The 25,662-nt window shown below is 69.9% G+C and carries 26 protein-coding genes; 23 read left to right on the top strand and 3 right to left on the bottom strand.

Annotated elements, in window-relative coordinates; translation table 11 throughout:
• The first annotated feature begins 30 nt into the window (after positions 1–30).
• The 5 genes from BSY19_RS23745 (at position 31) to BSY19_RS23725 (ending at position 4,051) form a co-directional block, all read left to right on the top strand.
• Positions 31–840: a transporter substrate-binding domain-containing protein gene (locus tag BSY19_RS23745; protein ID WP_069056314.1), complete on the top strand. Its 810-nt coding sequence runs from the start codon at positions 31–33 to the stop codon at positions 838–840.
• Between the two features lie 178 nt (positions 841–1,018).
• Positions 1,019–1,693, top strand: a complete 675-nt coding sequence (locus BSY19_RS23740) for an amino acid ABC transporter permease (protein ID WP_069056313.1) — start codon at positions 1,019–1,021, stop codon at positions 1,691–1,693.
• 34 nt (positions 1,694–1,727) lie between these two features.
• Positions 1,728–2,414, top strand: a complete 687-nt coding sequence (locus BSY19_RS23735; RefSeq protein WP_069056312.1) for an amino acid ABC transporter permease — start codon at positions 1,728–1,730, stop codon at positions 2,412–2,414.
• Complete coding sequence (locus BSY19_RS23730; RefSeq protein ID WP_069056311.1) at positions 2,392–3,129, top strand: amino acid ABC transporter ATP-binding protein; 738 nt, start codon at positions 2,392–2,394, stop codon at positions 3,127–3,129. Before BSY19_RS23735 ends, BSY19_RS23730 begins: the two co-directional genes overlap by 23 nt.
• Before the next feature lie 13 nt (positions 3,130–3,142).
• Entirely contained in the window at positions 3,143–4,051 is a 909-nt protein-coding gene (locus BSY19_RS23725) for a DUF6282 family protein (RefSeq protein ID WP_069056310.1), read from the top strand.
• A gap of 77 nt (positions 4,052–4,128) precedes the next feature.
• On the opposite strand, the gene BSY19_RS23720 is transcribed toward BSY19_RS23725, so the two are convergent.
• The gene (locus BSY19_RS23720; protein ID WP_069056309.1) at positions 4,129–4,521 is read right to left on the bottom strand and encodes a c-type cytochrome; all 393 of its coding nucleotides are present in this window, start codon (positions 4,519–4,521) and stop codon (positions 4,129–4,131) included.
• Between the two features lie 261 nt (positions 4,522–4,782).
• On the opposite strand from BSY19_RS23720, the gene dxs reads away from it, so the two are divergent.
• The 8 genes from dxs (at position 4,783) to BSY19_RS28085 (ending at position 14,358) form a co-directional block, all read left to right on the top strand.
• Positions 4,783–6,765 (top strand): 1-deoxy-D-xylulose-5-phosphate synthase, encoded by a 1,983-nt coding sequence (gene dxs / locus BSY19_RS23715; RefSeq protein ID WP_083247801.1) that lies wholly within the window; start codon positions 4,783–4,785, stop codon positions 6,763–6,765.
• Positions 6,762–7,727, top strand: a complete 966-nt coding sequence (ispH, locus tag BSY19_RS23710) for a 4-hydroxy-3-methylbut-2-enyl diphosphate reductase (protein WP_069056308.1) — start codon at positions 6,762–6,764, stop codon at positions 7,725–7,727. The genes dxs and ispH overlap by 4 nt, the downstream gene beginning before the upstream one ends.
• 227 nt (positions 7,728–7,954) lie before the next feature.
• Positions 7,955–8,899, top strand: coding sequence for a magnesium chelatase ATPase subunit I (gene bchI, locus BSY19_RS23705; protein WP_069057350.1), 945 nt, complete (start codon positions 7,955–7,957; stop codon positions 8,897–8,899).
• The gene (locus BSY19_RS23700; protein WP_069056307.1) at positions 8,896–10,683 is read left to right on the top strand and encodes a magnesium chelatase subunit D; all 1,788 of its coding nucleotides are present in this window, start codon (positions 8,896–8,898) and stop codon (positions 10,681–10,683) included. Before bchI ends, BSY19_RS23700 begins: the two co-directional genes overlap by 4 nt.
• Positions 10,680–11,570 carry an alpha/beta fold hydrolase BchO gene (gene bchO / locus BSY19_RS23695; RefSeq protein WP_069056306.1) on the top strand — a complete coding sequence of 297 codons (891 nt, stop codon included), beginning with the start codon at positions 10,680–10,682 and terminating at the stop codon, positions 11,568–11,570. Before BSY19_RS23700 ends, bchO begins: the two co-directional genes overlap by 4 nt.
• Positions 11,564–13,108, top strand: coding sequence for a phytoene desaturase (locus tag BSY19_RS23690; RefSeq protein ID WP_069056305.1), 1,545 nt, complete (start codon positions 11,564–11,566; stop codon positions 13,106–13,108). The genes bchO and BSY19_RS23690 overlap by 7 nt, the downstream gene beginning before the upstream one ends.
• Positions 13,089–14,165, top strand: a complete 1,077-nt coding sequence (locus BSY19_RS23685; protein WP_069056304.1) for a phytoene/squalene synthase family protein — start codon at positions 13,089–13,091, stop codon at positions 14,163–14,165. The genes BSY19_RS23690 and BSY19_RS23685 overlap by 20 nt, the downstream gene beginning before the upstream one ends.
• A gap of 16 nt (positions 14,166–14,181) precedes the next feature.
• Positions 14,182–14,358 carry a hypothetical protein gene (locus BSY19_RS28085; RefSeq protein ID WP_171905199.1) on the top strand — a complete coding sequence of 59 codons (177 nt, stop codon included), beginning with the start codon at positions 14,182–14,184 and terminating at the stop codon, positions 14,356–14,358.
• Here the strand turns inward: BSY19_RS28085 and BSY19_RS23680 are convergent.
• A complete protein-coding gene (locus BSY19_RS23680) occupies positions 14,336–15,085 on the bottom strand; it encodes a hydratase (protein WP_335622311.1) in 750 nt (249 codons plus the stop codon). The two genes, BSY19_RS28085 and BSY19_RS23680, sit on opposite strands and share 23 nt — an antisense overlap.
• Positions 15,086–15,198: 113 nt before the next feature.
• The gene (gene crtD / locus BSY19_RS23675; RefSeq protein ID WP_069056303.1) at positions 15,199–16,737 is read right to left on the bottom strand and encodes a 1-hydroxycarotenoid 3,4-desaturase CrtD; all 1,539 of its coding nucleotides are present in this window, start codon (positions 16,735–16,737) and stop codon (positions 15,199–15,201) included.
• A 101-nt stretch (positions 16,738–16,838) separates the two neighbouring features.
• Between crtD and BSY19_RS23670 the strand changes: the two genes are divergently transcribed.
• The 10 genes from BSY19_RS23670 (at position 16,839) to pufL (ending at position 25,661) form a co-directional block, all read left to right on the top strand.
• Complete coding sequence (locus tag BSY19_RS23670) at positions 16,839–17,708, top strand: polyprenyl synthetase family protein (RefSeq protein WP_069056302.1); 870 nt, start codon at positions 16,839–16,841, stop codon at positions 17,706–17,708.
• Between the two features lie 35 nt (positions 17,709–17,743).
• Positions 17,744–18,877 (top strand): methyltransferase, encoded by a 1,134-nt coding sequence (locus BSY19_RS23665; RefSeq protein WP_210184396.1) that lies wholly within the window; start codon positions 17,744–17,746, stop codon positions 18,875–18,877.
• A 108-nt stretch (positions 18,878–18,985) separates the two neighbouring features.
• Positions 18,986–19,918: a chlorophyll synthesis pathway protein BchC gene (gene bchC / locus BSY19_RS23660; RefSeq protein WP_069056301.1), complete on the top strand. Its 933-nt coding sequence runs from the start codon at positions 18,986–18,988 to the stop codon at positions 19,916–19,918.
• Positions 19,919–19,959: 41 nt separating this feature from the next.
• Positions 19,960–20,931: a chlorophyllide a reductase iron protein subunit X gene (locus BSY19_RS23655; RefSeq protein WP_069057347.1), complete on the top strand. Its 972-nt coding sequence runs from the start codon at positions 19,960–19,962 to the stop codon at positions 20,929–20,931.
• Positions 20,932–20,939: 8 nt separating this feature from the next.
• Complete coding sequence (bchY, locus tag BSY19_RS23650; protein WP_069056300.1) at positions 20,940–22,478, top strand: chlorophyllide a reductase subunit Y; 1,539 nt, start codon at positions 20,940–20,942, stop codon at positions 22,476–22,478.
• Positions 22,478–23,929 carry a chlorophyllide a reductase subunit Z gene (bchZ, locus tag BSY19_RS23645; protein ID WP_069056299.1) on the top strand — a complete coding sequence of 484 codons (1,452 nt, stop codon included), beginning with the start codon at positions 22,478–22,480 and terminating at the stop codon, positions 23,927–23,929. The genes bchY and bchZ overlap by 1 nt, the downstream gene beginning before the upstream one ends.
• The gene (locus BSY19_RS23640; RefSeq protein WP_210184395.1) at positions 23,926–24,249 is read left to right on the top strand and encodes a hypothetical protein; all 324 of its coding nucleotides are present in this window, start codon (positions 23,926–23,928) and stop codon (positions 24,247–24,249) included. Before bchZ ends, BSY19_RS23640 begins: the two co-directional genes overlap by 4 nt.
• Positions 24,250–24,377: 128 nt before the next feature.
• A complete protein-coding gene (pufB, locus tag BSY19_RS23635) occupies positions 24,378–24,521 on the top strand; it encodes a light-harvesting antenna LH1, beta subunit (protein ID WP_069056297.1) in 144 nt (47 codons plus the stop codon).
• Positions 24,522–24,549: 28 nt separating this feature from the next.
• Positions 24,550–24,711 carry a light-harvesting antenna LH1, alpha subunit gene (gene pufA, locus BSY19_RS23630; RefSeq protein WP_069056296.1) on the top strand — a complete coding sequence of 54 codons (162 nt, stop codon included), beginning with the start codon at positions 24,550–24,552 and terminating at the stop codon, positions 24,709–24,711.
• A 125-nt stretch (positions 24,712–24,836) separates the two neighbouring features.
• Positions 24,837–25,661, top strand: coding sequence for a photosynthetic reaction center subunit L (gene pufL / locus BSY19_RS23625; protein WP_069056295.1), 825 nt, complete (start codon positions 24,837–24,839; stop codon positions 25,659–25,661).
• Position 25,662: the final 1 nt, after the last annotated feature.

Genomic DNA, 25,662 nt, shown 5'->3' with positions numbered 1-25,662 from the left:
ATGCTGTTATGCCCTTCTGAGGAGGCTTGAATGACGATCTCGCGCTTCGCCTGCCTGCTCGCCGCCTGCCTCGGACTGGGCGCGACCGCGCCGGCCTCGGCTCGCTCCCTCGACGACATCCTGAAGGCCGGCGAGCTGCGCGTCGGCGTCAACCCGACCCTGCCGCCGCGTGCCCTGTTCAACGAGAAGAACGAGATCGACGGCTTCGAGCCGGAGCTGGCGAAGGCGGTGGCCGACAAGCTCGGCGTGAAGCTGACCCTCGTGCAGGTCGGCTCGCCCGACCGCATTCCCTTCGTCGTGGCCGACAAGGTCGACATCGTGATGGGTGCGATGAGCCGCACCTCCGAGCGCGCCAAGGTGATCGACTTCACCGCGCCGATCCATTCGGAGAATTACGGCATCGTCACCACCGATGCGAAGCCCTTCGCGAAGCTCGCCGACCTCAACAGCGAGAACGTCACGCTGATCCAGGTGCGCGGCACGACCGCGATCCCCTTCATCCAGAAGAACCTGCCCAAGGCCAAGCTCGTCCTGCTCGACAACTACAACGACCGCGACCGGGCGCTGGCACAGGGGCGCGGTGACGCCTCCTTCGACGGGATCGACGCGGTGGCCTACCGGCTCAAGATCTTCCCGGCGATCAAGTGGAAGGTCGTGGCCACGCCGGAATACGGCGTCACCTATTCGAGCTTCGGCGTCGCCAAGGGCAACTACGGCTTGCGCGACTGGCTCAACATCGCGCTCTACGAGCTGCACACGGCCGGTACGGTCGAGGCGATCTGGGAGAAGTGGTTCCTCAAGCCGATGGACACGAAAGTGCCCGTCACGCCGTATTTCTGATGCGCGATCGGCCTTCCCCTTCGGCCCTCATCCTGAGGAGCGCTCCGCAGGAGCGCGTCTCGAAGGATGGTCCAGCCGGCACCGGAGCCTCCGGGAGCATCCTTCGAGACGCCGCTGCGCGGCTCCTCAGGATGAGGGCTGTGGGGGCTGATGGCTGGCTTCCAAGGCGCGGCAGCTGATGGCCTACACCCTCCAATACGGCCAGGTGACGCCCTATCTCGGCTATCTCGCCGGTGGCGCGTGGCTGGCGCTGCAGCTGGCGGCGATCGCTTTCGTGATCGGCTGGGCGATCGGGCTCGTCTGCGCCTCGGTGCTCGAATACGGGCCGCGGCCGCTGCGCTGGCTGGTGAAGGCCTATGTCGTGTTCTTCCTGAACACGCCTCTCCTGGTGCAGATCTTCTTCCTGTATTTCGCGTTGCCGGACTGGGGCATCGTGCTCGGCTCCTACCAGGCCGTGCTGCTGGGCATGGCGATCAATGCCGGCGCCTATCTCACCGAGATCCAGCGGGCGGGCTTCCGCTCCATCCGCAAGGCCGAGATCGAGGCGGCGGAGACGCTGGGCTTCTCGCGCATCCAGATCATCCGCTACGTGGTGCTGCCGCATATCGGCAAGGTGCTGTTTCCGCCCCTGTCGAACCAGTACATCATCCTGACGATGACGACCTCGATCGCCGCGATCTTCGGCGTCGAGGAGCTGACCGGGCGGACCTACAACATCAACGCCCAGACCTTCCGCTCCTTCGAGATCTTCTCGATCGCGGCGCTCTACTACATCGCGCTGACCCTGGTCGCGAGCGCCGCGCTCTACGCCGTCGGGCGCTATTTCTTCCGCATCAAGGGCAAGGTCTTCTGATGGAACGGCGTGGTCCGACGACGGAGGGCTGCCGATGGCCTCGCTGATCGAGGAGGCGCCGCGCTTCTTCGGCTACTACAACCTGATCTTCCTGGGGCAGGCCTTCGCCTATACCGCGCTTTTGTCGCTGGTCGGCTGCGGGCTCGGCTTCGTCGTCGGCTTCGGGCTGGCGGTGCTGCGCAACGAGCGGATCGTCGGCTTCGCGCCGCTGCGCTGGTTCGCCACGATCTATGTCGAGATCTTCCGGCGCATCCCCTTCCTGGTGAAGCTGATGGTGGTGTTCTTCGCCTTCCAGCTCGCCGGCTTCGACGCCAGCATGTTCGCGGTCGCTGCGACCACGGTCGCGCTCTCGGCCTCGGCCTTCTCGGCCGAGAACATCCGCGCCGGCCTGGAATCCGTGCACAAGAACCAATGGGACGCGGCCGAGACCATGAACATGGGCGGGCTCACCGCCTTGCGCCGGGTGATCCTGCCGCAGGCCTGGGCGATTATCATCCCGCCCTCGATGACCTATTCGGTCGGGCTGGTGAAGAGCACCTCGATCGCCTCCCAGATCGGCGTGGTCGAGCTGACCTATGCCGCCAAGATCCTGAACCAGAAGGGGTTCTCGGCGGCGATCTGCTTCGGCACGATCCTGATCCTGTATTTCGTCCTCTGCTATCCGCTGAACCTGTTCGCATCGCATCTGGAGCGCCGGCTTGCCCCATCTCGTCATCGATAGGCTCAGCGCCAATTACGGCACGGCGCCGGTCCTGCAGGATGTCTCGCTGTCGGTCGAGCGCGGCGAGATCGTCTCGATCATCGGCCCGTCGGGCTCCGGCAAGAGCACGCTGCTGCGCGTGCTGACCGGGCTGCTGAAGCCCCATGCCGGCGTCGTCCATGTCGCCGGGGCGCAGGTCGACTATGGCAGCGCAGCCGCGCTGAAGAAGGTGCGCGACCGCTTCGCGGTCGTGTTCCAGCAATACAACCTGTTCCAGAACATGACGGCGCTGCGCAACGTCACCATCGCGCCGACGATTGTGAAGAAGCGCGACGCCGCCGAGGTCGAGCGCGAGGCGCGCGCGCTGCTCGAGAAGGTCGGGCTGTCGCACCGGATCGAGGCCTATCCCGACGAACTCTCCGGCGGCCAGCAGCAGCGCGTCGCGATCGCCCGCGCGCTGGCGCTGAAGCCGGAGATCCTGCTGCTCGACGAGGTGACCTCGGCGCTCGACCCCGAGCTCGTCGCCGAGGTGCTCGACACCATCCGCGTGCTCGCCGCCGAGGGCATGACCATGCTGATCGTCAGCCACGAGATGGGCTTCGTCCGCGAGATCTCGAGCAAGGTCGTGTTCATGGCCGACGGAAAGGTCGTCGAGGTCGGGCCGCCCGAGCAGATCTTCGACGCGCCGCAGACCGAGCGCTGCGCCGATTTCGTCCGCCGCATCCTGCGGCACTGAAGGAAGAGCCCCGATGAGCTACGGCATGCACTATCTGAAGGGCGCGGTAGACTGCCATGTCCACACCTGCCCGCATCTCAACGGGCGCAGCGCCAACATCTTCGAATCAGTGCGCCAGGCGGCCGCGGCCGGCATGCGCGCCATCGGGCTCATGGACAATTTCATGAACTCGTCGGGCTATGCCGCGCTGGCCGCGGCCGAACTCGGCCATCTCGGCATCGAGATATTCGGGGGGCTGATCATGCAGCCCACCGCCGGCGGCGTGACCTATGAGGCGGCGCGCAATGCCGTCGATTACGGCTACGGGCCAGGCACCGGCGCGCGCTTCCTCTCGCTGCCGACACACCACACCAAGGCGGTGGCGCGGCGCGAGGGGCGCACGGGGCTCTATCTGGAGGCTGCCTTCGGCGTGCATGAGAGTGGCAAGGTGCCCGACCCGGTGCCGGCGATCATCGACCTCTGCGCCGAGCGCGACATCGTCTTCGATTGCGGCCATGTCGATGGCTGGGAGGCGGTGGCGCTGGCGGAAGAGGCGAAGAAGCGCGGAGCTGCGCGGGTGCGCACCCATGCCGGCGGCTACGATATCAAGACCATCGAGACGCTGGTGGCCCTCGGCGCCTATTGCGAGTTCTCGTTCTTCGTCCTGACCCACGCCACCCAGGTCGGCCTGACCCATGTCGACCAGGAGAAGCACCGCGCCCCGTCGAAGACGGTGCAGGACCTGACGCCGCGCATCCGCGCCGCCGGCGACCGCGCCATCGTCTCGGGCGATGCCGGCATCTATCTGCTGCCGCCGCCGGTCGAGGCGTTCCGGGAGTTCCTCGTCCTGCTCGAATCGGACGGGTTCGCCGAGGCCGAGCTGCGCCGGATGAGCAGCACGAATCCGGCGGATCTGTTCCGGATCGGCAGCTTCACCGCCTGAGTCCCCGGCACGAAAAAGCCCGCGTCCAGCCTGTGCCGGACGCGGGCCCGATGATTCCCGCGGGGTGCGGAGCGCGCTTACTTCTTCTTGCCGTCCGGCCCGAACTGCTTGAGATAGGCGATCAGGTTGGTGATCTGGGCGTCGTCCTTGAGGCCCGGATAGATCATCTTCGTCCCCGGCGTCACGCCGCGCGGGTCCTTGATGTAGACGCGGAAATTGTCCTCGCTCCAGACCTTGTCGAGCGACTTGTAGGCCGCCGAATAGCTATAGCCTGCGGCGGTACCGGCCTTGCGGTTGTCGAACAGGCCGTTGAGCGCCGGGCCGACGGCGTTCTTGGCGGTTTCGCCGACCTGGTGGCAGGTCCGGCATTGCAGAAAGACCTTCTCACCGGCGGCGAGATCCTGCGCCTGTGCCATGGCGGGGAGGAGGGTGACGACGGCGGCTGCGGCTGCGTAGGCAAGCTGTCTCATGGCGGTAACCTCTCCAGACTTATTCCAGTTATAATGGAAGTGCGATGCGTGGCGGGCAAGTCCGCTGCCGTCGCACCCCCCAGACCGTTTCACTTACTTCGCAGTCTGCGGGCCCAGAGCCTCTTGCGGGCTGTCGCCGGCCGATCGTGAGAAAGCACGTCCAAAGCGATTGCATGTCGTGCGAGTCCTTCGTAGTGTATCGACAGCTTGACAGCAATATGTAAATTCAAGCTGACACATCGGAACGCGAAGGGGATTGGAATGCCAGAGACCCCGCTTCTCGACGGCGTCACCTCGCCCGCCGATCTGCGCCGCCTGTCCCATCACCAGCTGCGGCAGCTCGCCGACGAGCTCCGGGCCGAGACGATCGACGCCGTCTCCGTCACCGGGGGGCATCTCGGAGCGGGGCTGGGCGTGGTCGAGCTCACGGTCGCGCTCCATCACCTCTTCGACACGCCGCGCGACACCCTGATCTGGGACGTCGGGCACCAGGCCTATCCGCACAAGATCCTGACCGGCCGACGCGACCGAATCCGGACGCTGCGGCAGGGCGGGGGCCTGTCCGGCTTCACCAAGCGCGAGGAAAGCGAATTCGATCCCTTCGGTGCCGCCCACACCTCGACCTCGATCTCGGCGGGGCTGGGTTTCGCCGTCGCCCGCGACCTCAAGGGCGAGGACGGGCATGTCGTGGCCGTGATCGGCGACGGGGCGATGTCGGCCGGCATGGCCTATGAGGCGATGAACAATGCCGGTGCGCTCGGCAAGCGGCTGATCGTCATCCTCAACGACAACGACATGTCGATCGCCCCGCCGGTGGGGGCGCTGTCGGCGCATCTGGCCAAGCTGCTCTCGGGGAAGACCTATCTCTCGCTGCGCGACCAGGGCCGCCAGCTCACCCGCCGGCTGGGCCGCGGGCTCGATTCCAAGATCACCCGCGCCGTCGAGCATGCGCGCGGCTATCTCACCGGCGGGACGCTGTTCGACCAGCTGGGGTTCTACTATGTCGGCCCGATCGACGGGCACAATCTCGACCATCTGGTGCCGGTGCTGCGCAATGTCCGCGATGCGCCCAACGGGCCGATCCTTGTCCATGTCGTGACGCAGAAGGGCAAGGGCTACGCGCCGGCCGAGGCGACGGCTGACAAGTACCATGCCGTGGTCAAGTTCGATGTCGCCAGCGGCGTGCAGGAGAAGACCGTCTCGAGCGCGCCCGCCTATACCAAGGTGTTTTCGCAGGCCCTTCTACGCGAGGCGGCGCAGGATGAGCGGATCGTCGCGATCACGGCGGCGATGCCCTCGGGCACCGGGCTCGATGCCTTCGCCAAGGCCCATCCCTCCCGCTTCTTCGATGTCGGCATCGCCGAGCAGCATGCGGTGACCTTCGCCGCCGGCCTCGCCTGCCAGGGGCTCAAGCCGGTCTGCGCGATCTACTCGACCTTCCTGCAGCGGGCCTATGACCAGATCGTCCACGATGTCGCGCTGCAGAAGCTGCCGGTGCGCTTCGCGATCGACCGGGCCGGCCTCGTCGGGGCCGATGGCGCGACCCATGCGGGGGCTTTCGACACCGCCTATCTCGGCTGCCTGCCCGGCTTCGTGCTGATGGCGGCGGCCGACGAGGCCGACCTCGTGCACATGGTCGCCACCGCCTGCGCCCATGACGAGGGGCCGATCGCGCTGCGCTATCCGCGCGGCGAGGGGCTCGGCGTGGCGCTGCCCGAGACCGGCACGCCGCTCGAGATCGGCCGCGGGCGGGTGCTGCGCGAGGGGACGCGCGTCGCCATCCTGTCCTACGGGACGCGGCTGGGCGAATGCCTGCTGGCGGCGCAGACGCTGGACGGGATGGGGCTGTCGACCACGGTCGCCGATGCCCGCTTTGCCAAGCCGCTCGACCGGGCGCTGATCCGGCGCCTGGCCCGCAATCACGAGGCGCTGATCACGGTCGAGGAGGGCTCGGTCGGCGGCTTCGGCTCCTTCGTCCTGCATGCGCTGGCCGATGACGGGCTCTTCGAGGCCGGCCTCAAGATCAAGACTCTGACGCTGCCGGACCGCTTCCAGGACCAGGATACGCAGGCCCGCATGTATGCGGCGGCGGGGCTCGACGCGGCGGCCATCGTGGCGGTGGCGACGGGGCTGTGCCGCCCGAGCCAGGCGGCCTGGCGCGCGGCTCAGGCGGGCTCGGCGGCGCTCAGGCTGGTGCCGGCGCATCCGCCCGCGGCGGGCCCGCTGCACGAGGCCTCGACATGAACGCCGTGACGCCCTTCAAGCGCCCGCTGACGGTGCTGCTGGCCAAGCCGCGCGGCTTCTGTGCCGGTGTGGTCCGGGCGGTGGAGATCGTCGAGCGCGCCATCGCGCAGGCGGGCGCGCCGGTCTATGTCCGCCACGAGATCGTCCACAACACTCATGTCGTCGAGGGCCTGCGCGCCCAGGGCGCCGTCTTCGTCGGCGAGGTCGACCAGATCCCGGCGGGCGCGACGACGATCTTCTCGGCCCATGGCGTGTCGCGCGGGGTCGAGGCGGCGGCGGCGGCGCGCGGGCTCGACGTGATCGACGCCACCTGCCCGCTCGTCCAGAAGGTCCACAACCAGGGCCGGCGCTATGCGCAGCTCGGCTACGACGTCGTGCTGATCGGCCATGAGGGCCATGCCGAGGTCGAGGGCACGCGCGGCCAGATCGACGGGCGCCTGCATGTCGTCGCCACGGCCGCCGAGGTGGCCTCGCTGGTCGTCGCCGATCCCGAGAAGGTCGCCTATATCAGCCAGACGACGCTGAGCGTGCAGGACACGCGCGAGGTCATCGCCGCGCTGACCGCGCGCTTCCCGGCGATCGTCGGCCCCGACATCCGCAACATCTGCTACGCGACCCAGAACCGGCAGGCGGCGGTGCAGGCGATGGCGCCGCATTGCGACCTCATCCTCGTCGTCGGCTCGCGCTCCTCCTCCAACACGACGCGGTTGCGCGAGGTCGGCGAGATCGCCGGCGTCGCGAGCCATCTGATCGAGGGGCCCGACGCGATCGACCCGGCCTGGTTCGAGGCGGTCGAGACGGTCGGCTTGACGGCCGGGGCCTCGGCGCCCGAGCGGCTGATCCAGGATGCGATCGATCGCCTGCGCGGCTTCCGTTCGGTCACGGTGCGGGAACTCGAGGGCGTCGACGAGGAGGTGGTGTTCCGCCTGCCGCCGCGCCTGGTCGAGGCGATGGCGTCCTGAAACGGGGAGAGACGGCGATGGACGGGCTCCTGGATCATGCGGATGTCGTCGGGCAGCGTCTGCGCCGCGAGGGCGAGGCGGAGTCCGGCGAGACCGGGGCCTCCCTCGCGATGCCGGCCGCCGCGATCGCCAAGCGGCCCCTGCGTGCGCCGAAGCGGGCCGCGGCCCTGCCGGCCGAGGGGCGGGCGCCGCCGTTTCCGTTTTCCGCCATCGTCGCCCAGGAGGAGATGAAGCGCGCCCTGCTGCTGGCGGCGATCGACCCGACCATCGGCGGTGTGCTGATCTTCGGCGATCGCGGCACGGGCAAGTCCACGGCGGTGCGGGCGCTCGCGGCCCTGCTGCCGCCGATGCGCGCCGTCGTCGGCGACCCCTACAACGGTGCTCCCCAGGCGGGCGCGCGCGGGCAGAAGACCCATCTCGTGCCGGTGCCGGTGGTCGACCTGCCGCTGGGGGCGACCGAGGACCGCGTCGTCGGCGCGCTCGATCTGGAGAAGGCGCTGGCCAGTGGCGAGAAGGCCTTCCAGCCCGGCCTGCTCGCGCGGGCCCATCGCGGGTTCTTGTATATCGACGAGGCCAATCTGCTGGAGGATCATCTCGTCGACGTGCTGCTCGATGTCGCTGCCTCCGGCGAGAACGTCGTCGAGCGCGAGGGGCTGAGCATCCGCCACCCGGCGCGCTTCGTCCTCGTCGGCAGCGGCAATCCCGAAGAGGGCGAACTGCGTCCGCAACTGCTCGACCGGTTCGGCCTTTCCGTCGAGGTCGCGACACCCGCCGACCTGCCGACCCGCATCGCGGTGGTGAAGCGCCGCGACGCCTATGACCGCGATCCGCGCGGGTTCTGCGCGCAATGGCAGGCGGCGGACCAGGCGATCGGGCGCAGGCTGATCGCCGGGCGCAAGCGGCTGGCGCAGATCGAGACCTCCGATGCCGCGCTGACGCGCGTGGCGGAACTCTGCCTGCATCTGGGCACCGACGGCCTGCGCGGCGAACTGACCCTGATGCGGGCGGCGCGGGCGCTCGCGGCGCTCGAAGGCGCGCAGGAGATCCTCGACAGCCATATCCGCACGGTCGCGCCGATGGCGCTGCGCCACCGGCTGCGCCGCAATCCGCTGGACGAGGCCGGCTCGACCGTGCGCGTCGAGCGGGCGCTGGCCGAGGTCTTCGGCCCATGACCGCGCCCGGCGCCAGCGCGACCGAGGTTCCGGCGCTGACGCCCTGGCGGATCGCCGACATCGCGGCCGCGCTGCTGGCGCTGGATGGTGCGTCGATCGGCGGCGTGTCCCTGCGTGCGCCGGCCGGGCCGGCCCGAGAGGCCTGGCTCGCCCACCTCTCGGCCTTGCGCGGCGGGGCGCCGTGCTTGCGCATGCCGGCCGGCATCGGCGATGCGCGCCTGCTCGGCGGGCTCGATCTGACCGCGACGCTGGCGATGGGGCGCCCGGTCGCGGAGCGCGGCCTGCTCGCGGAGGCCGATGGCGGCGTCCTGATCGTCGCCATGGCGGAGCGTGCCGGGGCCGCGACGGCGGCGAAGCTCTGCTCCGTGCTCGATGCCGGCGCGGTCACGGTCGAGCGCGACGGCATCGCCCTGACGATCCCGAGCCGGTTTGCCATCGTCGCCCTCGACGAGGGCATCGCCGCCGACGAGCGCCCCGCCGCGGCCCTGACAGACCGGCTGGCGCTGCGGCTCGACCTGACCGCGCTGTCGCATCGCGAGATCGAGCCTCCGGTTTTCGACGCCGAGAGCCTCGCCGCCGCGCGCGCCCGCGTCGCTGCGACGATCGATGACGAGACGATCGCTTGCCTTTGCACGGCGGCGCTGGCGCTCGGCATCGGCTCGACCCGCACCGCACTGCAGGCGGTGAAGGTGGCGCGGCTGGTGGCCGCGCTGGCGGGCCGCGAGGCGGTCGCGCCGGAGGATGCGGCGCTCGCCGCGGCGCTGGTGCTGGCCCCGCGCGCGACACAGTTGCCGGCGCCGAGCGAGGAGGCCGAGGCCCAGGAGCCGGGGCCCGAACCGGACTCGCAACCGCAGTCGCCGCCCTCCGAAAGCGACGAGCAGGCGGCGGCCCCGCCGCGCGATCTCGACGAGATGGTTCTCGACGCCGCGAAGGCCGCGATCCCCGCCGGTCTGCTGGCGCAATTGCTGGCGGCGGGAGGTCGGACGCGGGCGCGCGCCGCCGGCCGGGCCGGGCAGTTGCAGAAGGCGGCGCGGCGCGGCCGCGTCGTGGGCTCGAAGGCTGGCGATCTGCGCGGCGGCGCCAGGCTCGATGTGGTCGAGACGCTGCGCTCCGCGGCGCCCTGGCAGCGGCTGCGGCGCAGCGAAGCCGCGATGGCGGGCCGCAACGGCCTGATCGTCAGGCGCGAGGACTTCCGGATCGCGCGCTACAAGCAGCGCAGCGAGACCGCGACGCTGTTCGTCGTCGACGCCTCGGGGTCATCGGCATTGCAGCGGCTCGCCGAGGCGAAGGGAGCCGTCAGGCTTCTGCTGGCGGAGTGCTATGTCCGGCGCGACGAGGTCGCGCTGATCGCCTTTCGCAAGGCCCAGGCCGAGATCGTGCTGTCGCCGACGCGTTCGCTGGTCGCGGCCGAGCGGGCACTGGCCGGTCTGCCGGGCGGTGGTGCGACGCCACTCGCGACCGCGATCGAGGCCGCCTGCGCGCTGGCCGATGCCGTCAGGCGCAAGGGCCGGACGCCGGCGCTCGTCTTCATGACCGATGGCCGCGCCAATATCGATCGCGCCGGGCGGCAGGGGCGGGCTCAGGCCCAGACCGACGCACTGGCTGCGGCCCGGGGCCTGCGCGGCGAGGGTTTCAACGCGATCCTGATCGACACCTCGCCGCAGCCCCAGCCGCAGGCGGCCGACATCGCCGCGGCGATGGGCGGGCTCTACCTGCCGCTGCCGCAGGCCGATGCGGCGGGTGTCGGCCGGGCGGTCGGCCTCGCCCTGGCGGCGGGCCGATGAGCGGCGCCCTCTCCTGGGCGCGGGACGGGCGCGACTGGCCGCATCGCGCCGCGAGCCGCTTCGTCGAGGCGGGCGGACTGTCCTGGCACGTTCAGGAGATGGGGCAGGGGCCGACGCTGCTGCTCCTGCACGGCACGGGCGCCTCGACCCATTCCTGGCGGGACCTGCTGCCGCTGCTGGCGCGCGACTTCCATGTCGTCGCGCCCGATCTGCCGGGGCACGGCTTCACCGAGGCGCCCGAGCGCGACCGGCTCTCGCTGCCGGCGATGGCGCGCGGCCTCACCGCGCTGCTCGGCAAGCTCGGGGTGGAACCGGAGGGGATCGTCGGCCATTCCGCGGGCGCCGCCATCGCGATGCAGATGGTGCTGACCGGGGCGGTCGCGCCCTCCTGCCTGATCAGCCTGAACGGGGCGCTGCTGCCCTTCAAGGGCGTGGCCTCGCAGCTCTTTCCCTCGGTGGCCCGGCTGCTGGTGCTCAACCCGCTGGTGCCGCGCCTCTTCGCCTGGCGGGCGGGCAGCACCGAGGCGGTGACCCAGCTCCTGGAAGGCATGGGCTCGCGGCTCGATGCGCGCGGGCAGGATCTCTACCAGCGGCTGTTCTCGAACCGGGTCCATGTCGCCTCGACGCTCGGGATGATGGCGAACTGGGATCTCGAGGCCCTGGGCCGGAGCTTCGGCAGGCTCGATCTGCCCGTGCTGCTGGTTGTCGGGGCGGGCGATCGGGCGGTGCCGCCCGGCGATGCGCGCGCGGTGGCGCAGCGGCTGCCGGAAGCGCGGATCGAGACACTGCCGGGCGCGGGCCACCTCGTCCATGAGGAGAAGCCGGGCGACATCGCGGCGCTGATCGGCGCCGAGATGCTGCGCCACAGGGAGGTGATCGCATGCTGACCGAACTGCACCCGCCGAGCCTGGGTTCGGGGACGCGCGCGCCGGCCCCCGACCGCCGGCCGCATGCGGTGGTGATCGGCTCGGGCTTCGGCGGGCTCGCCGCCGCGATCCGGCTGGGCGCGCGGGGCTATCGCGTCACGGTGCTGGAGGCGCTCGATCAGCCCGGCGGGCGGGCGCGCGTCTTCCGGCAGGACGGCTTCACCTTCGATGCCGGGCCGACGATCGTCACCGCGCCGTTCCTGTTCGAGGAGCTCTGGGCGCTGTGCGGGCGGCGGATGGAGGACGATGTCAGGCTGACCTCGCTCGACCCGTTCTACCGTCTGGTCTTCGACGATGGCTCCACCCTCGATTGCTGTGGCGACGAGGAGGCGATGCAGGCCCGGATCGCGGCTTTCGCGCCGGACGATCTGAGCGGCTACCGCGCCATCCTGAAGGACGCCGAGGCGATCTACCGGGTCGCGTTCGAAAAGCTCGCCCATGTGCCCTTCAGCACGCTTTCCGCCATGCTCAAGGCCATGCCGGCGATGGCCTGGCTGCGGGCCGACCGCAGTGTCCATGGCTTCGCGTCTCGCCATGTCCGCGACGAGCGGCTGCGGACGGCGCTGAGCTTCCACCCGCTGTTCATCGGCGGCAATCCGTTTTCAGCCACCGCCATGTACGCCCTCGTGCTTCATCTGGAGCGCAAGTTCGGCGTGCATTTCGTCCATGGCGGCACGGGCGCGCTGGTGCAGGGTCTCGTGCGCCTGCTCGAAGGGCAGGGCGCGACGTTGCGCTACGGCGCGAAGGTCGCGGAGATCACCGTGGCAAAGGGAGCGGCCACCGGCGTGAGGCTCTCGGACGGCGAAGCCATCGCCGCCGACATCGTCGTGTCCAATGCCGATGCCACCTACACCTACGGCACCTTGCTGAAGGCGCAGCCGCGCCGGCGCTGGAGCGACGCCAAGCTCCAGCGGGCGCGCTATTCGATGAGCGTCGTGGTCTGGTATTTCGGCACGCGCCGTCGCTATGACGACATCGAGCACCACACGATCCTGTTCGGGCCGCGCTACCGCGGGCTCATCGACGACATCTTCGAACGCAAGGTTCTGGCGGAGGATTTCAGCCTCTACCTGCACCGCCCGACCGCGACCGATCCCGGGCTCGCACCGGAGGGCTGCGATGCGTTCTACGCGCTCGTGCCGGTGCCCAACCTCCAGGGCGACACCGACTGGGCGACGCAGGCCGAGCCGTTCCGGGCTCGCATCCAGGAGCGGCTCGAGGCGACGTTGCTGCCGGGCCTGAGCGAGACGCTCGTCACCTCCCGGCTGATGACGCCGCCCGATTTCCGCGATGATCTGCTCTCCGCCCATGGTGCGGCCTTCGGGATGGAGCCGCGGCTGCTGCAAAGCGCCTGGTTCCGGCCGCACAATCTCAGCGAAGAGCTCGACCGGCTCTATCTCGTCGGTGCGGGCACGCATCCCGGCGCCGGCCTGCCCGGCGTCCTGTCTTCGGCCAAAATTCTCGATATGGTGGTGCCTCATGCGACAGAACGGGTCTGATCTGCGTTCCCCTGCGCCGATGTCGGCGGATCTGGCGGCCTGCGATGCGATCCTGCGCGTCGGCTCCAAATCCTTTCGGGCCGCGGCGCTGCTGCTGCCGCGCGAGACGCGCCGGGCGGCCACCGCGCTCTACGCCTTCTGCCGGCTCGCCGACGATGCGATCGACGAGGGGCCGGGCGATGCCGCGACGATCGCGCTGCTGGAACAGCGCGTCATCGCCGCCCATGTCGGCCGGCCGCATGAGCACCCCGTCGACCGCGCCTTTTCGGAGACCGTGCTTGGCTTCGGCCTGCCTCCGGAGGTGACGCTGGCGCTGATCGAGGGGCTGGCCTGGGATGCCCAGGGGCGGCGGTACGAAACGTTCGACGACCTCTGCGGCTATGGCGCGCGCGTGGCGGGTTCCGTCGGCGTGATGATGGCGACGCTGATGGAGAGGCGCGCGCCGGAGGTGCTGGCGCGGGCGGCCGATCTCGGCGTGGCCATGCAGCTCAGCAACATCGCCCGCGATGTCGGGGCGGATGCGGCGATGGGGCGGGTCTATCTGCCGCTGTCCTGGCTGCGCGAGGCCGGCATCGACCCCGACGCGTTTCTGGCCAACCCGCGCTTCTCTCCGGCCCTGGGCGGCGTCGTGGCGCGGCTGCTGGCCGAGGCCGACAGGCTCTATGCCCGGGCCGACGCCGGGATCGAGGCTCTCCCCGCCTCGTGCCGGTCGGGGATCCGCGCGGCGCGCTCGATCTATGCCGAGATCGGCCGGGAGGTCGCGCGGCGCGGGCATGATGGTGTGTCGCAGCGGGCCGTGGTGCCGGCCTGGCGCAAGCTCGGGCTCCTCGCCCGCGCGCTGGCGGGGGGCAGCGGCGATGACGGACATCTCGGCCTGCCGGCCCTGCCGGCCACGGCCTATCTGGTCACGGCCGTGACCAGGATGTCGCAGGGACCCCGCATGCCCTTGCGGGCGGCGCCCGTGCCATGGTGGGATCCGATCGGACGCACCACGGCGGTGATCGAGATGTTCGAGCGCCTCGGCCGGGTCGAGCGTTCCGCCGTCAGGGGTCCGTGAGGGACGGGAGGCCGCGATGTCGTCCAGTACGCTGATCGTCGTCGAGATGGTGTTGATGTTCGGGCTTTGCTTCGGCTTCTGCTTCCACCAGCTCTGGGACCTGCGCCGCGAGAAGGCCAAGGATGCGGCCAAGGCCGCAGCCGAGAGCGCCGCGGGCCCGCCGCGCGACCCTAGCTCCGCCGCGGCATCCTGAAGGGCAGCATCGCCTGGACGACCGGGCTGGCGAAGCGGTCGAGCGACAGGCTCTCATGCATGGCCGTGACGCTTTCGCCGCCGAGCGAGGTCCGCACCACGGAGCGCGCATAGAAGGGCGTGTCCTCCAGCGTCTCGACCAGCGCGGCCGGCCGGCCGCGATCGCTGCGGGTCTCGCGCGCGATGCGCCAGCCGCTTTTCGGCAGGGGGGCGGTCGGGCCCGGCTGGATGGCGCTCGCCTGGCCGCCGCCGTCGAAGCGCCAGGCGAGATCGAAGCTCGAGCCGTCGCGGCGCGTGCCGCCATAGAGCACGGCCGCGCCGTCGGGCGTCGGCGCGCGCGACCAATGCCAGGAGCGAAAGCCGTCGGCGAGCGGCGCATCGCCCTGGTTCATGTCGAGATAGCCCGGGCCGCTCCAGCACAGATCGGGCTCGCTCAGCGCGACCTCGACGCTGGCCAGCGGCGCGATCGGCCACCAGCGGTGATGGCCCTCGGGGTTCAATGTCACGACATGGTCGGTGATCGCCTGCGGCGTGACGCGAACCGTCCCGCGCACCCGGCGCGGCAGGGGCGTGCCGATCTCGTCGATCGCGATCGTCAGGGTTCGTCCGTCCCATTGCAGCGCACTGGGCCCGATCGCGAAATGATCCGTCGCGGCTGAGACATGCCGCCGCCCGCGCTCGGTCATCGTCCAGCGCCGCACACCGGGGCCGTAGAGGCCGACGTTCAAGGCGCAATGGTCGAGCGGGTCGGCGATGCCGCGCCGCCGTGCCCATGCGTAATAGGGCGAGAAGACGCTGCCGATGAAGGCGATGATGCTCAGCCCGTAGCGGCCGTCAGCGCTCAGCGCGTCGACATACCACCAGACATAGCCGCCGGGCGCGACCGTGACGTCGAAGCGAGGTCCGCGACCACGCTCTGCGCCGCCAAAAGCCCCGAGAGCGCCACCATCGGCACGCCCGGGCCCGGATGGACGCTGCCCCCCGTCCCATAGAGCCCCGGCAGCCGGCTGCGCGAGCCCGGCCGGTTGAAGCTCGCCATCGCGCCGTGGGTCGAGCGGCCGTAGAGGCCGCCGCCCGTCGCCGGAAACAGGGCCTCCCAGTCGCTGGCCTGCGTCGTCAGCATCGCCTCGCGCTGCAGCGCGATCTCCAGGCCGCAATGCGCCATCCGGGCGAGGCTCCTGCGCAGGCATGTCTCGATCTCCTCGGGCGGAAAGGCGGGGCGGTCGCCGCAGGGCGGGGCGTTGACCAGGATGAGCAGTCGCTCGGGCCCGGCCGGGGCGGCGCCCGCCTCGTCGCGATCCTGTGCGCAGACATAGATCGTCGGCTCCTCGGGCAGGCGGCCCTGCCGGCAGATCGACTCGAACTCGGCGGCGTAGTCGCGCGAGAAGAAGACGTTGTGCCGGTGCAGCGGAAAGCCGTTCGTCTGCGCGACCGCGGCAAAGGTCAGGGCCGACAGCGAGCGCTCGGCGGGCTTGGTCGGTCTCGTGAAGCGGGAGGCGGCCTGGCCGAAACGGCCCGCGGCGATGGCGTTGACATCGGCATTGCTGACGACCGCGTCGGCGCGCAGCGTCTCGCCGCTGGCCAGACGCACGCCGGCCGCGCGACCGCCCTCGATCAGGATCTCGCTGACGGCCTCGCCGTAACGCAGCTTTGCGCCCTTCGCCGTGGCGAGGTCGGCCAGGGTTCGGGCGAGCCGGTGCATGCCGCCCTCGACCAGCCAGACCCCCTCCTGCTCGACATGGGCGACCAACATCAGCGTCGCGGGCGCGGCGAAGGGCGACGAGCCGCAATAGGTGGCGTAGCGGCCGAAGAGCTGGCGCAGGCGCTGATCCTGGAAGGCATGGCCCAACGCATCCCACAGCGTTCCGAACGGGCTCGCGCCCCAGAGCTGGCGCAGGCCGCCCAGCCCCATGTGCTGCACCAGCCCGAGCATGCTCGGCCGCTCGCGGGCCATGAAGCTGTCCTTCAGCGCATCGTGAATGCCGCGCGCCTGATCGCAGAAGGTGAGGTAGTTGCGGCCCTCGGCGGGCCCGGCGAAGGCGGCGACGGCCTGCGCCGAGGCGCTCCGGTCGGCGAAGAGATCGAGCCGCTCCGTCTCGCTCCAGGCGTGTCGGGCCAGCACCGTGGCCGGCGTCAAGGTGACATGGCGGTCGAGTGCCTCGCCGACCTCGTCAAAGATGCGGTCGAAGACCCAGCGCATCGTCATCACGGTCGGGCCGGCATCCAGCCTGCGGCCGCCGACCGCAACCTCGCGCATCTTGCCGCCGGGGGCGGCCGCCTTCTCGACCAGGGTGACGTCGCAGCCGCGCGCGGCCAGCAAGAGGGCGGAGACCAGGCCACCGATGCCGGCGCCGATGACGAGGATGCGGGGGGTGCCCAAGCGGCGGCCTCGTGCGGGTTGACTTCACAGTCACAACTGTCCAGTCTTATTGACACACAGACTGTCAATTTGGAAGAACGTTCATTCACAGGGGGATCGTGATGGATACCGGGACACGGATCGAACAGACCCTCGACGCCGCCATCGCCGCCGCCCATCTGCAGAACTGTCCGCCGCTGCTCGCCCAGGCGATGCGCCACGCGGTGTTCCCCGGTGGGGCGCGGATCAGGCCGCGCCTGACGCTGGCCGTCGCGAGGGCCTGCGGTGATCCGGACCCCGGCATCGCGAATGCGGCGGCGGCCGCCATCGAGTTCCTGCATTGCGCCTCGCTGGTGCATGACGATCTGCCCTGCTTCGACGACGCCGCGATGCGGCGCGGCAAGGCCTCGGTCCACAAGGCCTACGGCGAGCCGCTGGCGGTGCTGGCCGGCGATGCGCTGATCGTGCTCGCCTTCGAGACGCTGGCCGAAGCCGCGGCCCGCCAGCCGCAGAGCCTGGCGACCCTGGTGCGGGTCGTCAGCGCCGCCGTCGGCAGCCGCGGCGGCATCGTCGCCGGGCAGGCCTGGGAATCGGAGGCTACGATCGACTGCGCGCTCTACCACCAGGCCAAGACGGGCGCGCTGTTTGCCGGCGCGACCATGGCGGGCGCCGCGGCGGCCGGCGTCGCGCATCAGGACTGGCGCTGGCTCGGGGAAAAGCTCGGCGAGGCCTTCCAGGTCGCCGACGACATCCGCGACGTCGCCGCGACGCCCCAGGAGCTCGGCAAGCCCTGCGGCCAGGACGCGGCGCATCTGCGCCCCAACTACGCCTCGGCCTATGGGCTCGGCCCCGCGATCGCGCATCTCGACGCGCTCGTGCTGGAGGCGATCGCCGCGATCCCGGCCTGCCCCGGCCGCCAGGATCTGGGAACGCTGATCGGCCTCACGGCCAAGAGCTTCCTGCCCGAGAGCCTGCAGCGCCGCGCGGCCTGACCGTGCGCCCGGCCTCGGTCCCAGCCGCCGGCCCCGTGGTGGAACCGGCCCGGCCGGTCTCGCTGGCCGACCGGCTGGCGGGATGGCGCAACCGGCTGGTGGCGAGCCCGCGCTTCCAGCGCTTCGCCGCCTCCTTTCCGCTCACCAAGCCGATCGCGCAGCGCCAGTCGCAGGCGCTGTTCGATCTCTGCGCCGGCTTCGTCTATGCGCAGGTACTGCAGGCCTGCGTCCAGCTCGACCTGTTCCGCATTCTCGAAGCGGGGCCGCGCAGCGTGGCCGAACTGGCGCCGCGCCTCGCGATGACCGAGAGCGCGACCGAGCGTCTGCTCGGGGCCGCGGCTGCGCTCGACCTGGTCGAGCGTCGCAGCGGCGGACGCTACGGGCTCGCCATGCTGGGCGCGGCGCTGCTCGGCAATCCCGGCGTCGGCGCCATGATCGCCCATCACCGACTGCTCTATGACGATCTCGCCGATCCGCTCGCTCTGCTGCGGGGCGAGAGCCGCCCCACTGCGCTGTCGGGCTACTGGGGCTATGCGACCGCCGACCAGCCTGCGGCGGCGCCTCCGGCCGAGGTCGCGGCCTATAGCGCCCTGATGGCGCAGTCCCAGCATTTCGTCGCCGATGACATCCTGGCGGCCTACGACTTCGCGCAGCATCGCCGCATCCTCGACGTCGGCGGCGGCGAGGGGGCCTTTCTGCTCCGCGTGGCCGCCCAGGCGAAAGCGCCGACGCTGACGCTGTTCGACCTGCCGGCCGTGGCGGCGCGGGCGCAGGTCCGCTTCGAGGCGGAAGGGCTCGGCCCGCGCGCCAGCACGTTCGGCGGCGACATGCATCGCGATGCCCTGCCCGGGGGCGCTGATCTGGTGACGCTGGTGCGGGTCCTGCACGATCACGACGACGCGGCCGTGCGCGCGTTGCTGGCGCGGATTCGCGCCTGCCTGCCACCCGGCGGAACGCTTCTGATCGCCGAGCCGATGGCGGGTTCGGCCGAGACCCGGCGAATGGCGGAAGCCTATTTCGCCTTCTACCTGCTCGCCATGGGCAGCGGCCGGGCGCGCAGCCCCGAGGAACTGACCGCTTTCCTTCGCGAGGCCGGCTTCACCGAGATCCGGACGCTGCGGACCCGGCGGCCGCTGCTGACCGGCGGCATGACCGCCCGCGTCGCCTGACAGGCGATGTGTAATTTAACATTGACACATCTCTTTGTTCCGATAGCTTGACACTCAGGCGATGGACCCTGGCCAGTGCGGCCGGCTCCCGACCTCGAAAGTGCTCCGATGCATGCGCTGGCAGTCCTCGTCGAAAGGCCCGAGCATCTGGTCCTGAGCCAGCTCGAGCTCGTCGCCGCCGGGCCTGAGGACGTCGTCGTCGCCACCCAGTGGAGCGGGATTTCGACGGGCACTGAGCGCCTGCTCTGGTCGGGCCGGATGCCGCCCTTTCCGGGCATGGGCTATCCGCTGGTGCCGGGCTACGAATCGGTCGGCCGGGTGATCCAGGCCGGCGACGCCTCGGGGCGCAGCGTCGGCGATCTCGTCTTCGTGCCTGGCTCCCGCGGTTTCAAGGCGGCGCGCGGCCTGTTCGGCGGCGCCTCCTCCCATCTCGTCGTGCCCGGGGCGAAGGCCGTCCCGATCCCCGAGGCGCTCGGCCCGTCCGGCGTGCTGCTGGCGCTCGCGGCCACGGCCCAGCATGCGCTGGCCGGCGGCGCGCTTCCCGAACTGATCATCGGCCATGGTGTGCTCGGGCGTCTGCTCGCCCGGCTCGTTCTCGCCCGTGGCGGCCAGCCGGTCGTCTGGGAAAGCAACTTGCTGCGGGCGACGCCGGCACAAGGCTACGCGGTCGTCTCCGCCGAGGCCGATGCCCGCAAGGACTACCGCGTCATCTGCGACGTCAGCGGCGACGCCTCGCTGCTGGACACGCTGATCGCAAGGCTGGCGCCCCAGGGCGAGATTGTGCTCGCGGGCTTCTACGACCAGCCGATCGCCTTTTCCTTCCCACCGGCCTTCATGCGCGAGGCGCGGCTGCGCGTCGCCGCCGAATGGCGCCAGGCCGACCTCGACATCGTCATGGCGCTGATCGCCGACGGGCGGCTCTCGCTGGATGGGCTCATCACCCACAGCGCACCCGCCAATGACGCGCCGGCCGCCTATCGCACCGCTTTCAGCGATCCGTCCTGCCTCAAAATGATCCTGGACTGGAGTGCCTGCTCGTGAACATCCAGATTCGCAATCCCGTCCCTTCGCCCGCCGCCGCCATGGCCGCACGCCTGCGCGACGAGGCCGCCCAGCCGCAGGACGCGGTCGTCACGACCGCCCCGACCAAGGAGACGCAGATCATCGCGATCTACGGCAAGGGCGGCATCGGCAAATCCTTCACGCTCGCCAATCTCAGCTACATGATGGCCCAGCAGGGCAAGAAGGTGCTGCTGATCGGCTGCGATCCGAAGTCCGACACCACCTCGCTGCTGTTCGGCGGCAAGGCCTGCCCGACGATCATCGAGACCTCCTCGCGCAAGAAGGCGGCGGGCGAGGACGTCAAGATCGGCGATGTCTGCTTCAAGCGCGACGGCGTCTACGCGATGGAGCTCGGCGGGCCGGAGGTCGGCCGCGGCTGCGGCGGGCGCGGCATCATCCACGGCTTCGAGTTGCTGGAGAAACTCGGCTTCCACGACTGGGGCTTCGACTTCGTCCTGCTCGACTTCCTCGGCGACGTGGTCTGCGGCGGCTTCGGCCTGCCGATCGCCCGCGACATGTGCCAGAAGGTCATCGTCGTCGGCTCCAACGATCTGCAGAGCCTCTACGTCGCCAACAATGTCTGCTCGGCGGTGGAGTATTTCCGCAAGCTCGGCGGCAATGTCGGCGTGGCCGGCATGGTCATCAACAAGGATGACGGCACGGGCGAGGCGCAGGCCTTCTGCGACAGGGTCGGGATCCCGGTTCTCGCCGCCATCCCCGCCAATGACGACATCCGCAAGAAGAGCGCCAATTACGAGATCATCGGCCGGCCGGGCGACGTCTGGGCGCCGCTGTTCGAGGAACTGGGGCTGAACGTCTCGGAGGCGCCGCCGGTGCGGCCGACGCCGCTGACGCAGGACGCGCTGCTCTCCCTGTTCTCGAGCGAAAGCACCGGCCGCGATGTCGTGCTGGTGCCCGCCACGCTGGAAGACATGTGCGGTCCCTCCGCCCTCAAGAAGGCGACCCTCGAAGTCGTCTACGACGCGGTCTGAGGCGCATCATGACCGTGCATCAGCCCCTGCCCGACGCCGCCTCCGCCCCTGCGATCAACGCGGCGGCGACGAAAGGTGACGGGCTCGGCTGCCATTCCGGCCAGGAAGCGATGCGCAGCGCGGCCACCGCGGCCGGCAATGCCGAGATGCTGGAGCGCTTCGCCAAGGACTACCCCGTCGGGCCCCACGACAAGCCGCAGAGCATGTGCCCGGCCTTCGGCTCTCTGCGGGTAGGCCTGCGGATGCGGCGCACCGCGACGGTGCTGTCGGGCTCGGCCTGCTGCGTCTACGGGCTGACCTTCACCTCGCATTTCTATGGCGCGCGGCGCTCGGTCGGCTATGTGCCGTTCAATTCCGAGACGCTGGTCACCGGCAAGCTGTTCGAGGACATCCGCGAGGCGGTGTTCAAGCTGGCCGACCCCGCGCTCTACGACACCATCGTCGTCACCAATCTCTGCGTGCCCTCGGCCTCCGGCGTGCCGCTGCGGCTCCTGCCCAAGGAGATCAACGGCGTCCGCATCATCGGGATCGACGTGCCGGGCTTCGGCGTGCCGACCCATGCCGAGGCCAAGGACGTGCTGGCGGGCGCCATGCTGGCTTATGCTCGCAAGGAGGCCGAGGCCGGCCCGGTCCAGGCACCGCGCGCCGGCAAGGCGGAGCGCCCGACGGTCACCCTGCTCGGCGAGATGTTCCCGGCCGACCCCGTCGGCATCGGCATGATGCTCGAGCCCCTGGGCCTGGCGGCCGGCCCGGTCGTGCCGACGCGGGAATGGCGCGAGCTCTATGCGGCGCTCGACTGCGCGGTCGTCGCGGCGATCCACCCCTTCTACACGGCCTCCATCCGCGAGTTCGAAGCGGCCGGGCGCAGCATCGTCGGCTCCGGCCCGGTCGGCGTCGAGGGCACGGTCGCCTGGCTGTCGGCGATCGGCGAGGCCTGCGGTGTGGCGAAGCCCCTGGTCGAGGCGGCGCAGAACCGGCTGGTCCCGGCGATCCGCGGCGCGCTCTCGGCGATGCCGATCACCGGCCGGATCACGCTCTCGGGCTATGAAGGCTCGGAGCTTCTGGTGGCGCGGCTGCTCGTCGAGAGCGGCGCCGATCTGCGCTATGTCGGCACCGCCTGCCCGCGCACGCCCTGGTCGGAGCCCGACCGCGAGTGGCTGGCGGCACGCGGCGTGATGGTCAATTTCCGCGCGACGCTCGAGCAGGATCTGGCGGCGATGGCCGAGTTCCAGCCCGATCTCGCGATCGGCACCACGCCGGTGGTGCAGAAGGCCAAGCAGCTCGGCATCCCCGCGCTCTACTTCACCAACCTGATCTCGGCGCGGCCGCTCTTCGGGCCCGCCGGCGCCGGCTCGCTCGCCCAGGTCGTCAACGCCGCCATCGGCAACAAGGGCCGCATGGACGCGATGAAGGCCTTCTTCGCCGGCGTCGGCGAGGGCGACACCGCCGGTACCTGGCAGGACACGCCGCAGCTGCATCCCGATTTCCGCGAGAAGTTCGCCCGCCGCGCCGCCAAGGCGAAGGCGGCGGCCGAGGAGATTCCGTGATGCTGATCCAGGATCACGACAGGGCCGGGGGCTATTGGGGGGCGGTCTACGTCTTCTGCGCCATCAAGGGCCTGCAGGTCGTCATCGACGGCCCGGTCGGCTGCGAGAACCTGCCGGTGACATCGGTGCTGCATTACACCGACGCGCTGCCGCCGCACGAGCTGCCGATCGTCGTGACCGGCCTCGCCGAGGAGGAACTCGGCCAGCACGGGACCGAAGGCGCTATGAAGCGCGCCAATGCCGTGCTCGATCCGCATCTGCCGAGCGTGGTCGTCACCGGTTCGATCGCCGAGATGATCGGCGGCGGCGTGACGCCGGAAGGCACCAACATCCAGCGCTTCCTGCCGCGCACGATCGACGAGGACCAGTGGCAATGCGCCGACCGCGCGCTGTTCTGGCTCTGGGGCGAATACGGCGCCAAGCGCGGCATCGTGCCCAAGGCCAAGCCCCGCAAGGAGGGCGCGAAGCCCAAGGTCAACATCATCGGCCCGGCCTATGGCATGTTCAACATGCCCTCCGACCTCGCCGAGGTGCGCCGCCTGATCGAGGGCATCGGCGCCGAGGTCCACATGACCTTCCCGCTCGGGTCGCATCTCGCGCAGGTGCAGCGCCTGGCCGATGCCGAGGTCAATGTCTGCCTTTATCGTGAATATGGCCGGCTGCTCTGCGAGGCGCTCGAGCGGCCCTATCTGCAGGCGCCGATCGGGCTGCATTCGACCACCGCCTTCCTGCGCTCGCTGGGCGAGCTGCTCGGGCTCGACCCCGAGCCCTTCATCGAGCGCGAGAAGCACACGACGATCAAGCCGCTCTGGGATCTCTGGCGCTCGGTGACGCAGGATTTCTTCGGCACGGCTTCCTTCGCCATCGTCGCCAACGAGACCTATGCGCGCGGCATCCGCCACTTCCTCGAGACCGAGATGGGGCTGCCCTGCACCTTCTCGGCCTCGCGCTGCGCGGGCCAGAAATCCGACAACGACGCGGTGCGCGCCTCGCTCAAGGAGAAGCCGCCGCTCGTGCTGTTCGGCTCGTTCAACGAGCGCATGTACATGGCCGAGGCCGGCGGGCGCGGGATCTACATTCCCGCCTCCTTCCCCGGCGCCGTGATCCGCCGGCACACCGGCACGCCGTTCATGGGCTATGCGGGCGCGACCTACCTGGTTCAGGAGGTCTGCAACGCGCTGTTCGACGCGCTCTTCCACATCCTGCCGCTGGGCACGCAGATGGACGCCGTCGAGGCGACGCCCGCGCGCCTGCATCGCGAGCTGCCCTGGTCGGAAGAGGCCAAGGTGCTGCTCGAGGACTGCCTGGAGCGCCAGCCGGTGCTGGTGCGGATTTCCGCCGCCAAGCGCCTGCGCGACGCCGCCGAGGCGCGCGCCCGCCGCGACGGCGCCGAGCGCGTCCAGCCCGACCATCTCGACAGCGTCGCCAGCCGGGAAGGAGCTCTCGCATGACGAGCCTCGCCCTGACTCGACGCCGCGAGGGGCCTTCGGCCGCCTCGCCAACCAGAACAGCCTTCCAAGGGGAGAACACGACCATGACCATGCAGTTCACGGCGCGCCACTCGGAGCAAGACCATGTTCGCCGGGCGAAATCCCTGGAATCCGACCGGCGGATGTGCCGGCGGCTGACCGCCCTGTCGATGCCCTTCTTCCTCGTCGTCGCGCTGGTTCAGAGGGTCGTTCGTCCGGCCGGCCGTGGGCCGCGCCTGTCGATCGTCGCCGAGGCGCGCGCCCAGGCCAACGCCACCATTCCCTTCATGTTCATGGGCTGAGCCCGGAACGTGAAGGTCACGCGCTTTCGCCCGGTTCGGGCGGGAGGAACTGCCGGGGGTCATAGCCCGACAGCCAGCCGCACGGCTTCGTGCGGTAACGGCCGCAAGGCCAAAGGAGAGGATTGATCATGGCAGAGAGAGACACGCTGTCAGGATTGACCGCAGCGGAAGCGAAAGAATTCCATTCCTTCTTCGTGCAAGGAACTCTGGGTTTCGTCGCTATCTCCGCGGTCGCGCACCTGCTGATCTGGATGTGGAGACCGTGGTTCTGACGGTCTGAACAATGAAGGAGAATGGACGATGTGGAGAATGTGGTTACTCTTCGATCCGCGGCGTACGCTGATCGCTGTCGCGACTTTCGCTTTTGGCATGGTGATGCTGAATCATCTGATTCAGCTTAGCACGCCGCGTTACGGAAGCTGGCTGAACGCGCCGCTGGCGTCGACGGCTGCTCCGAAATAGGCCTTTCTAGCTCTGAGGCGGACGGATGACCGACGCTACTCGGCAACGTCCGCCCGCCTCGCTCCGCATATCTTTGTCGATGATTCTAAATCGTTTTCGCTCGCTGCTGCGGGGAGGACCACGCGATGGCATTGCTCAATTTCGAGAGAAAATACCGGGTCAGGGGCGGGACGCTGATTGGCGGCGATCTGTTCGATTTCTGGGTCGGCCCCTTCTATGTCGGCTTCTTCGGCATCGCGACCGTCTTCTTCGCGGGGCTCGGCACGGCCCTGATCCTGTTTGGTGCCAGCCAGGGACCGACCTGGAATCCGTGGCTGATCAACATCGCGCCGCCGGACCCCAAATATGGCCTGTCCCTCGCCCCGATGCTCGAGGGCGGGCTCTGGCAGATCATCACGATCTGCGCCACGGCGTCCTTCATCTCCTGGGCCCTGCGCGAGGTCGAGATCTGCCGCAAGCTCGGCATGGGCTATCACGTGCCCGTCGCCTTCGGCTTCGCCATCCTGGCCTATGTGACGCTGGTGATCTTCCGGCCGTTCCTGCTCGGCGCCTGGGGCTATGGTTTCCCCTATGGCATCTTCAGCCATCTCGAGTGGGTCTCGAACGTCGGCTACCAGTATCTCCAGTTCCACTATAACCCCGCCCACATGATCGCGGTGACGTTCTTCTTCACCACGACGCTCGCGCTTTCGCTGCATGGCGCCCTGATCCTGTCGGCGACCAACCCGAAGCGGGGCGAGCCGGTCAAGACGCCCGAGCATGAGAACAGCTTCTTCCGCGACACGATCGGCTATTCGATCGGCACGCTCGGCATCCACCGGCTCGGTCTCTTCCTGGCGCTGTCGGCGGTGTTCTGGAGCGCGGTCTGCATCATCATCAGCGGCCCGTACTGGAGCGAGGGCTGGGCCGAGTGGTGGGACCTATCGCGCCATTTCTCGATCTGGCGCTGAG

The organism is Bosea sp. RAC05 (genome assembly GCF_001713455.1).
Taxonomy (GTDB): domain Bacteria; phylum Pseudomonadota; class Alphaproteobacteria; order Rhizobiales; family Beijerinckiaceae; genus Allobosea.
This window is presented reverse-complemented; position numbering and strand designations above follow the sequence as displayed.

Excerpts from the sequence above, each read along its gene's own strand:
- BSY19_RS23640 (WP_210184395.1), top strand. The coding sequence starts at position 23,926 with ATGACGAGCCTCGCCCTGACTCGACGCCGCGAGGGGCCTTCGGCCGCC.
- BSY19_RS23745 (WP_069056314.1), top strand. The coding sequence starts at position 31 with ATGACGATCTCGCGCTTCGCCTGCCTGCTCGCCGCCTGCCTCGGACTG.
- BSY19_RS23670 (WP_069056302.1), top strand. The coding sequence starts at position 16,839 with ATGGATACCGGGACACGGATCGAACAGACCCTCGACGCCGCCATCGCC.
- BSY19_RS23740 (WP_069056313.1), top strand. The coding sequence starts at position 1,019 with ATGGCCTACACCCTCCAATACGGCCAGGTGACGCCCTATCTCGGCTAT.
- BSY19_RS23655 (WP_069057347.1), top strand. The coding sequence starts at position 19,960 with ATGGCCGCACGCCTGCGCGACGAGGCCGCCCAGCCGCAGGACGCGGTC.
- bchI (WP_069057350.1), top strand. The coding sequence starts at position 7,955 with ATGAAGCGCGCCCTGCTGCTGGCGGCGATCGACCCGACCATCGGCGGT.
- BSY19_RS23720 (WP_069056309.1), bottom strand. The coding sequence starts at position 4,521 with ATGAGACAGCTTGCCTACGCAGCCGCAGCCGCCGTCGTCACCCTCCTC.
- bchY (WP_069056300.1), top strand. The coding sequence starts at position 20,940 with ATGACCGTGCATCAGCCCCTGCCCGACGCCGCCTCCGCCCCTGCGATC.
- BSY19_RS23690 (WP_069056305.1), top strand. The coding sequence starts at position 11,564 with ATGCTGACCGAACTGCACCCGCCGAGCCTGGGTTCGGGGACGCGCGCG.
- BSY19_RS23685 (WP_069056304.1), top strand. The coding sequence starts at position 13,089 with ATGCGACAGAACGGGTCTGATCTGCGTTCCCCTGCGCCGATGTCGGCG.
- BSY19_RS23725 (WP_069056310.1), top strand. The coding sequence starts at position 3,143 with ATGAGCTACGGCATGCACTATCTGAAGGGCGCGGTAGACTGCCATGTC.
- BSY19_RS23700 (WP_069056307.1), top strand. The coding sequence starts at position 8,896 with ATGACCGCGCCCGGCGCCAGCGCGACCGAGGTTCCGGCGCTGACGCCC.
- bchZ (WP_069056299.1), top strand. The coding sequence starts at position 22,478 with ATGCTGATCCAGGATCACGACAGGGCCGGGGGCTATTGGGGGGCGGTC.
- bchO (WP_069056306.1), top strand. The coding sequence starts at position 10,680 with ATGAGCGGCGCCCTCTCCTGGGCGCGGGACGGGCGCGACTGGCCGCAT.
- BSY19_RS28085 (WP_171905199.1), top strand. The coding sequence starts at position 14,182 with ATGTCGTCCAGTACGCTGATCGTCGTCGAGATGGTGTTGATGTTCGGG.
- ispH (WP_069056308.1), top strand. The coding sequence starts at position 6,762 with ATGAACGCCGTGACGCCCTTCAAGCGCCCGCTGACGGTGCTGCTGGCC.
- bchC (WP_069056301.1), top strand. The coding sequence starts at position 18,986 with ATGCATGCGCTGGCAGTCCTCGTCGAAAGGCCCGAGCATCTGGTCCTG.
- pufB (WP_069056297.1), top strand. The coding sequence starts at position 24,378 with ATGGCAGAGAGAGACACGCTGTCAGGATTGACCGCAGCGGAAGCGAAA.
- dxs (WP_083247801.1), top strand. The coding sequence starts at position 4,783 with ATGCCAGAGACCCCGCTTCTCGACGGCGTCACCTCGCCCGCCGATCTG.
- pufA (WP_069056296.1), top strand. The coding sequence starts at position 24,550 with ATGTGGAGAATGTGGTTACTCTTCGATCCGCGGCGTACGCTGATCGCT.
- BSY19_RS23735 (WP_069056312.1), top strand. The coding sequence starts at position 1,728 with ATGGCCTCGCTGATCGAGGAGGCGCCGCGCTTCTTCGGCTACTACAAC.
- pufL (WP_069056295.1), top strand. The coding sequence starts at position 24,837 with ATGGCATTGCTCAATTTCGAGAGAAAATACCGGGTCAGGGGCGGGACG.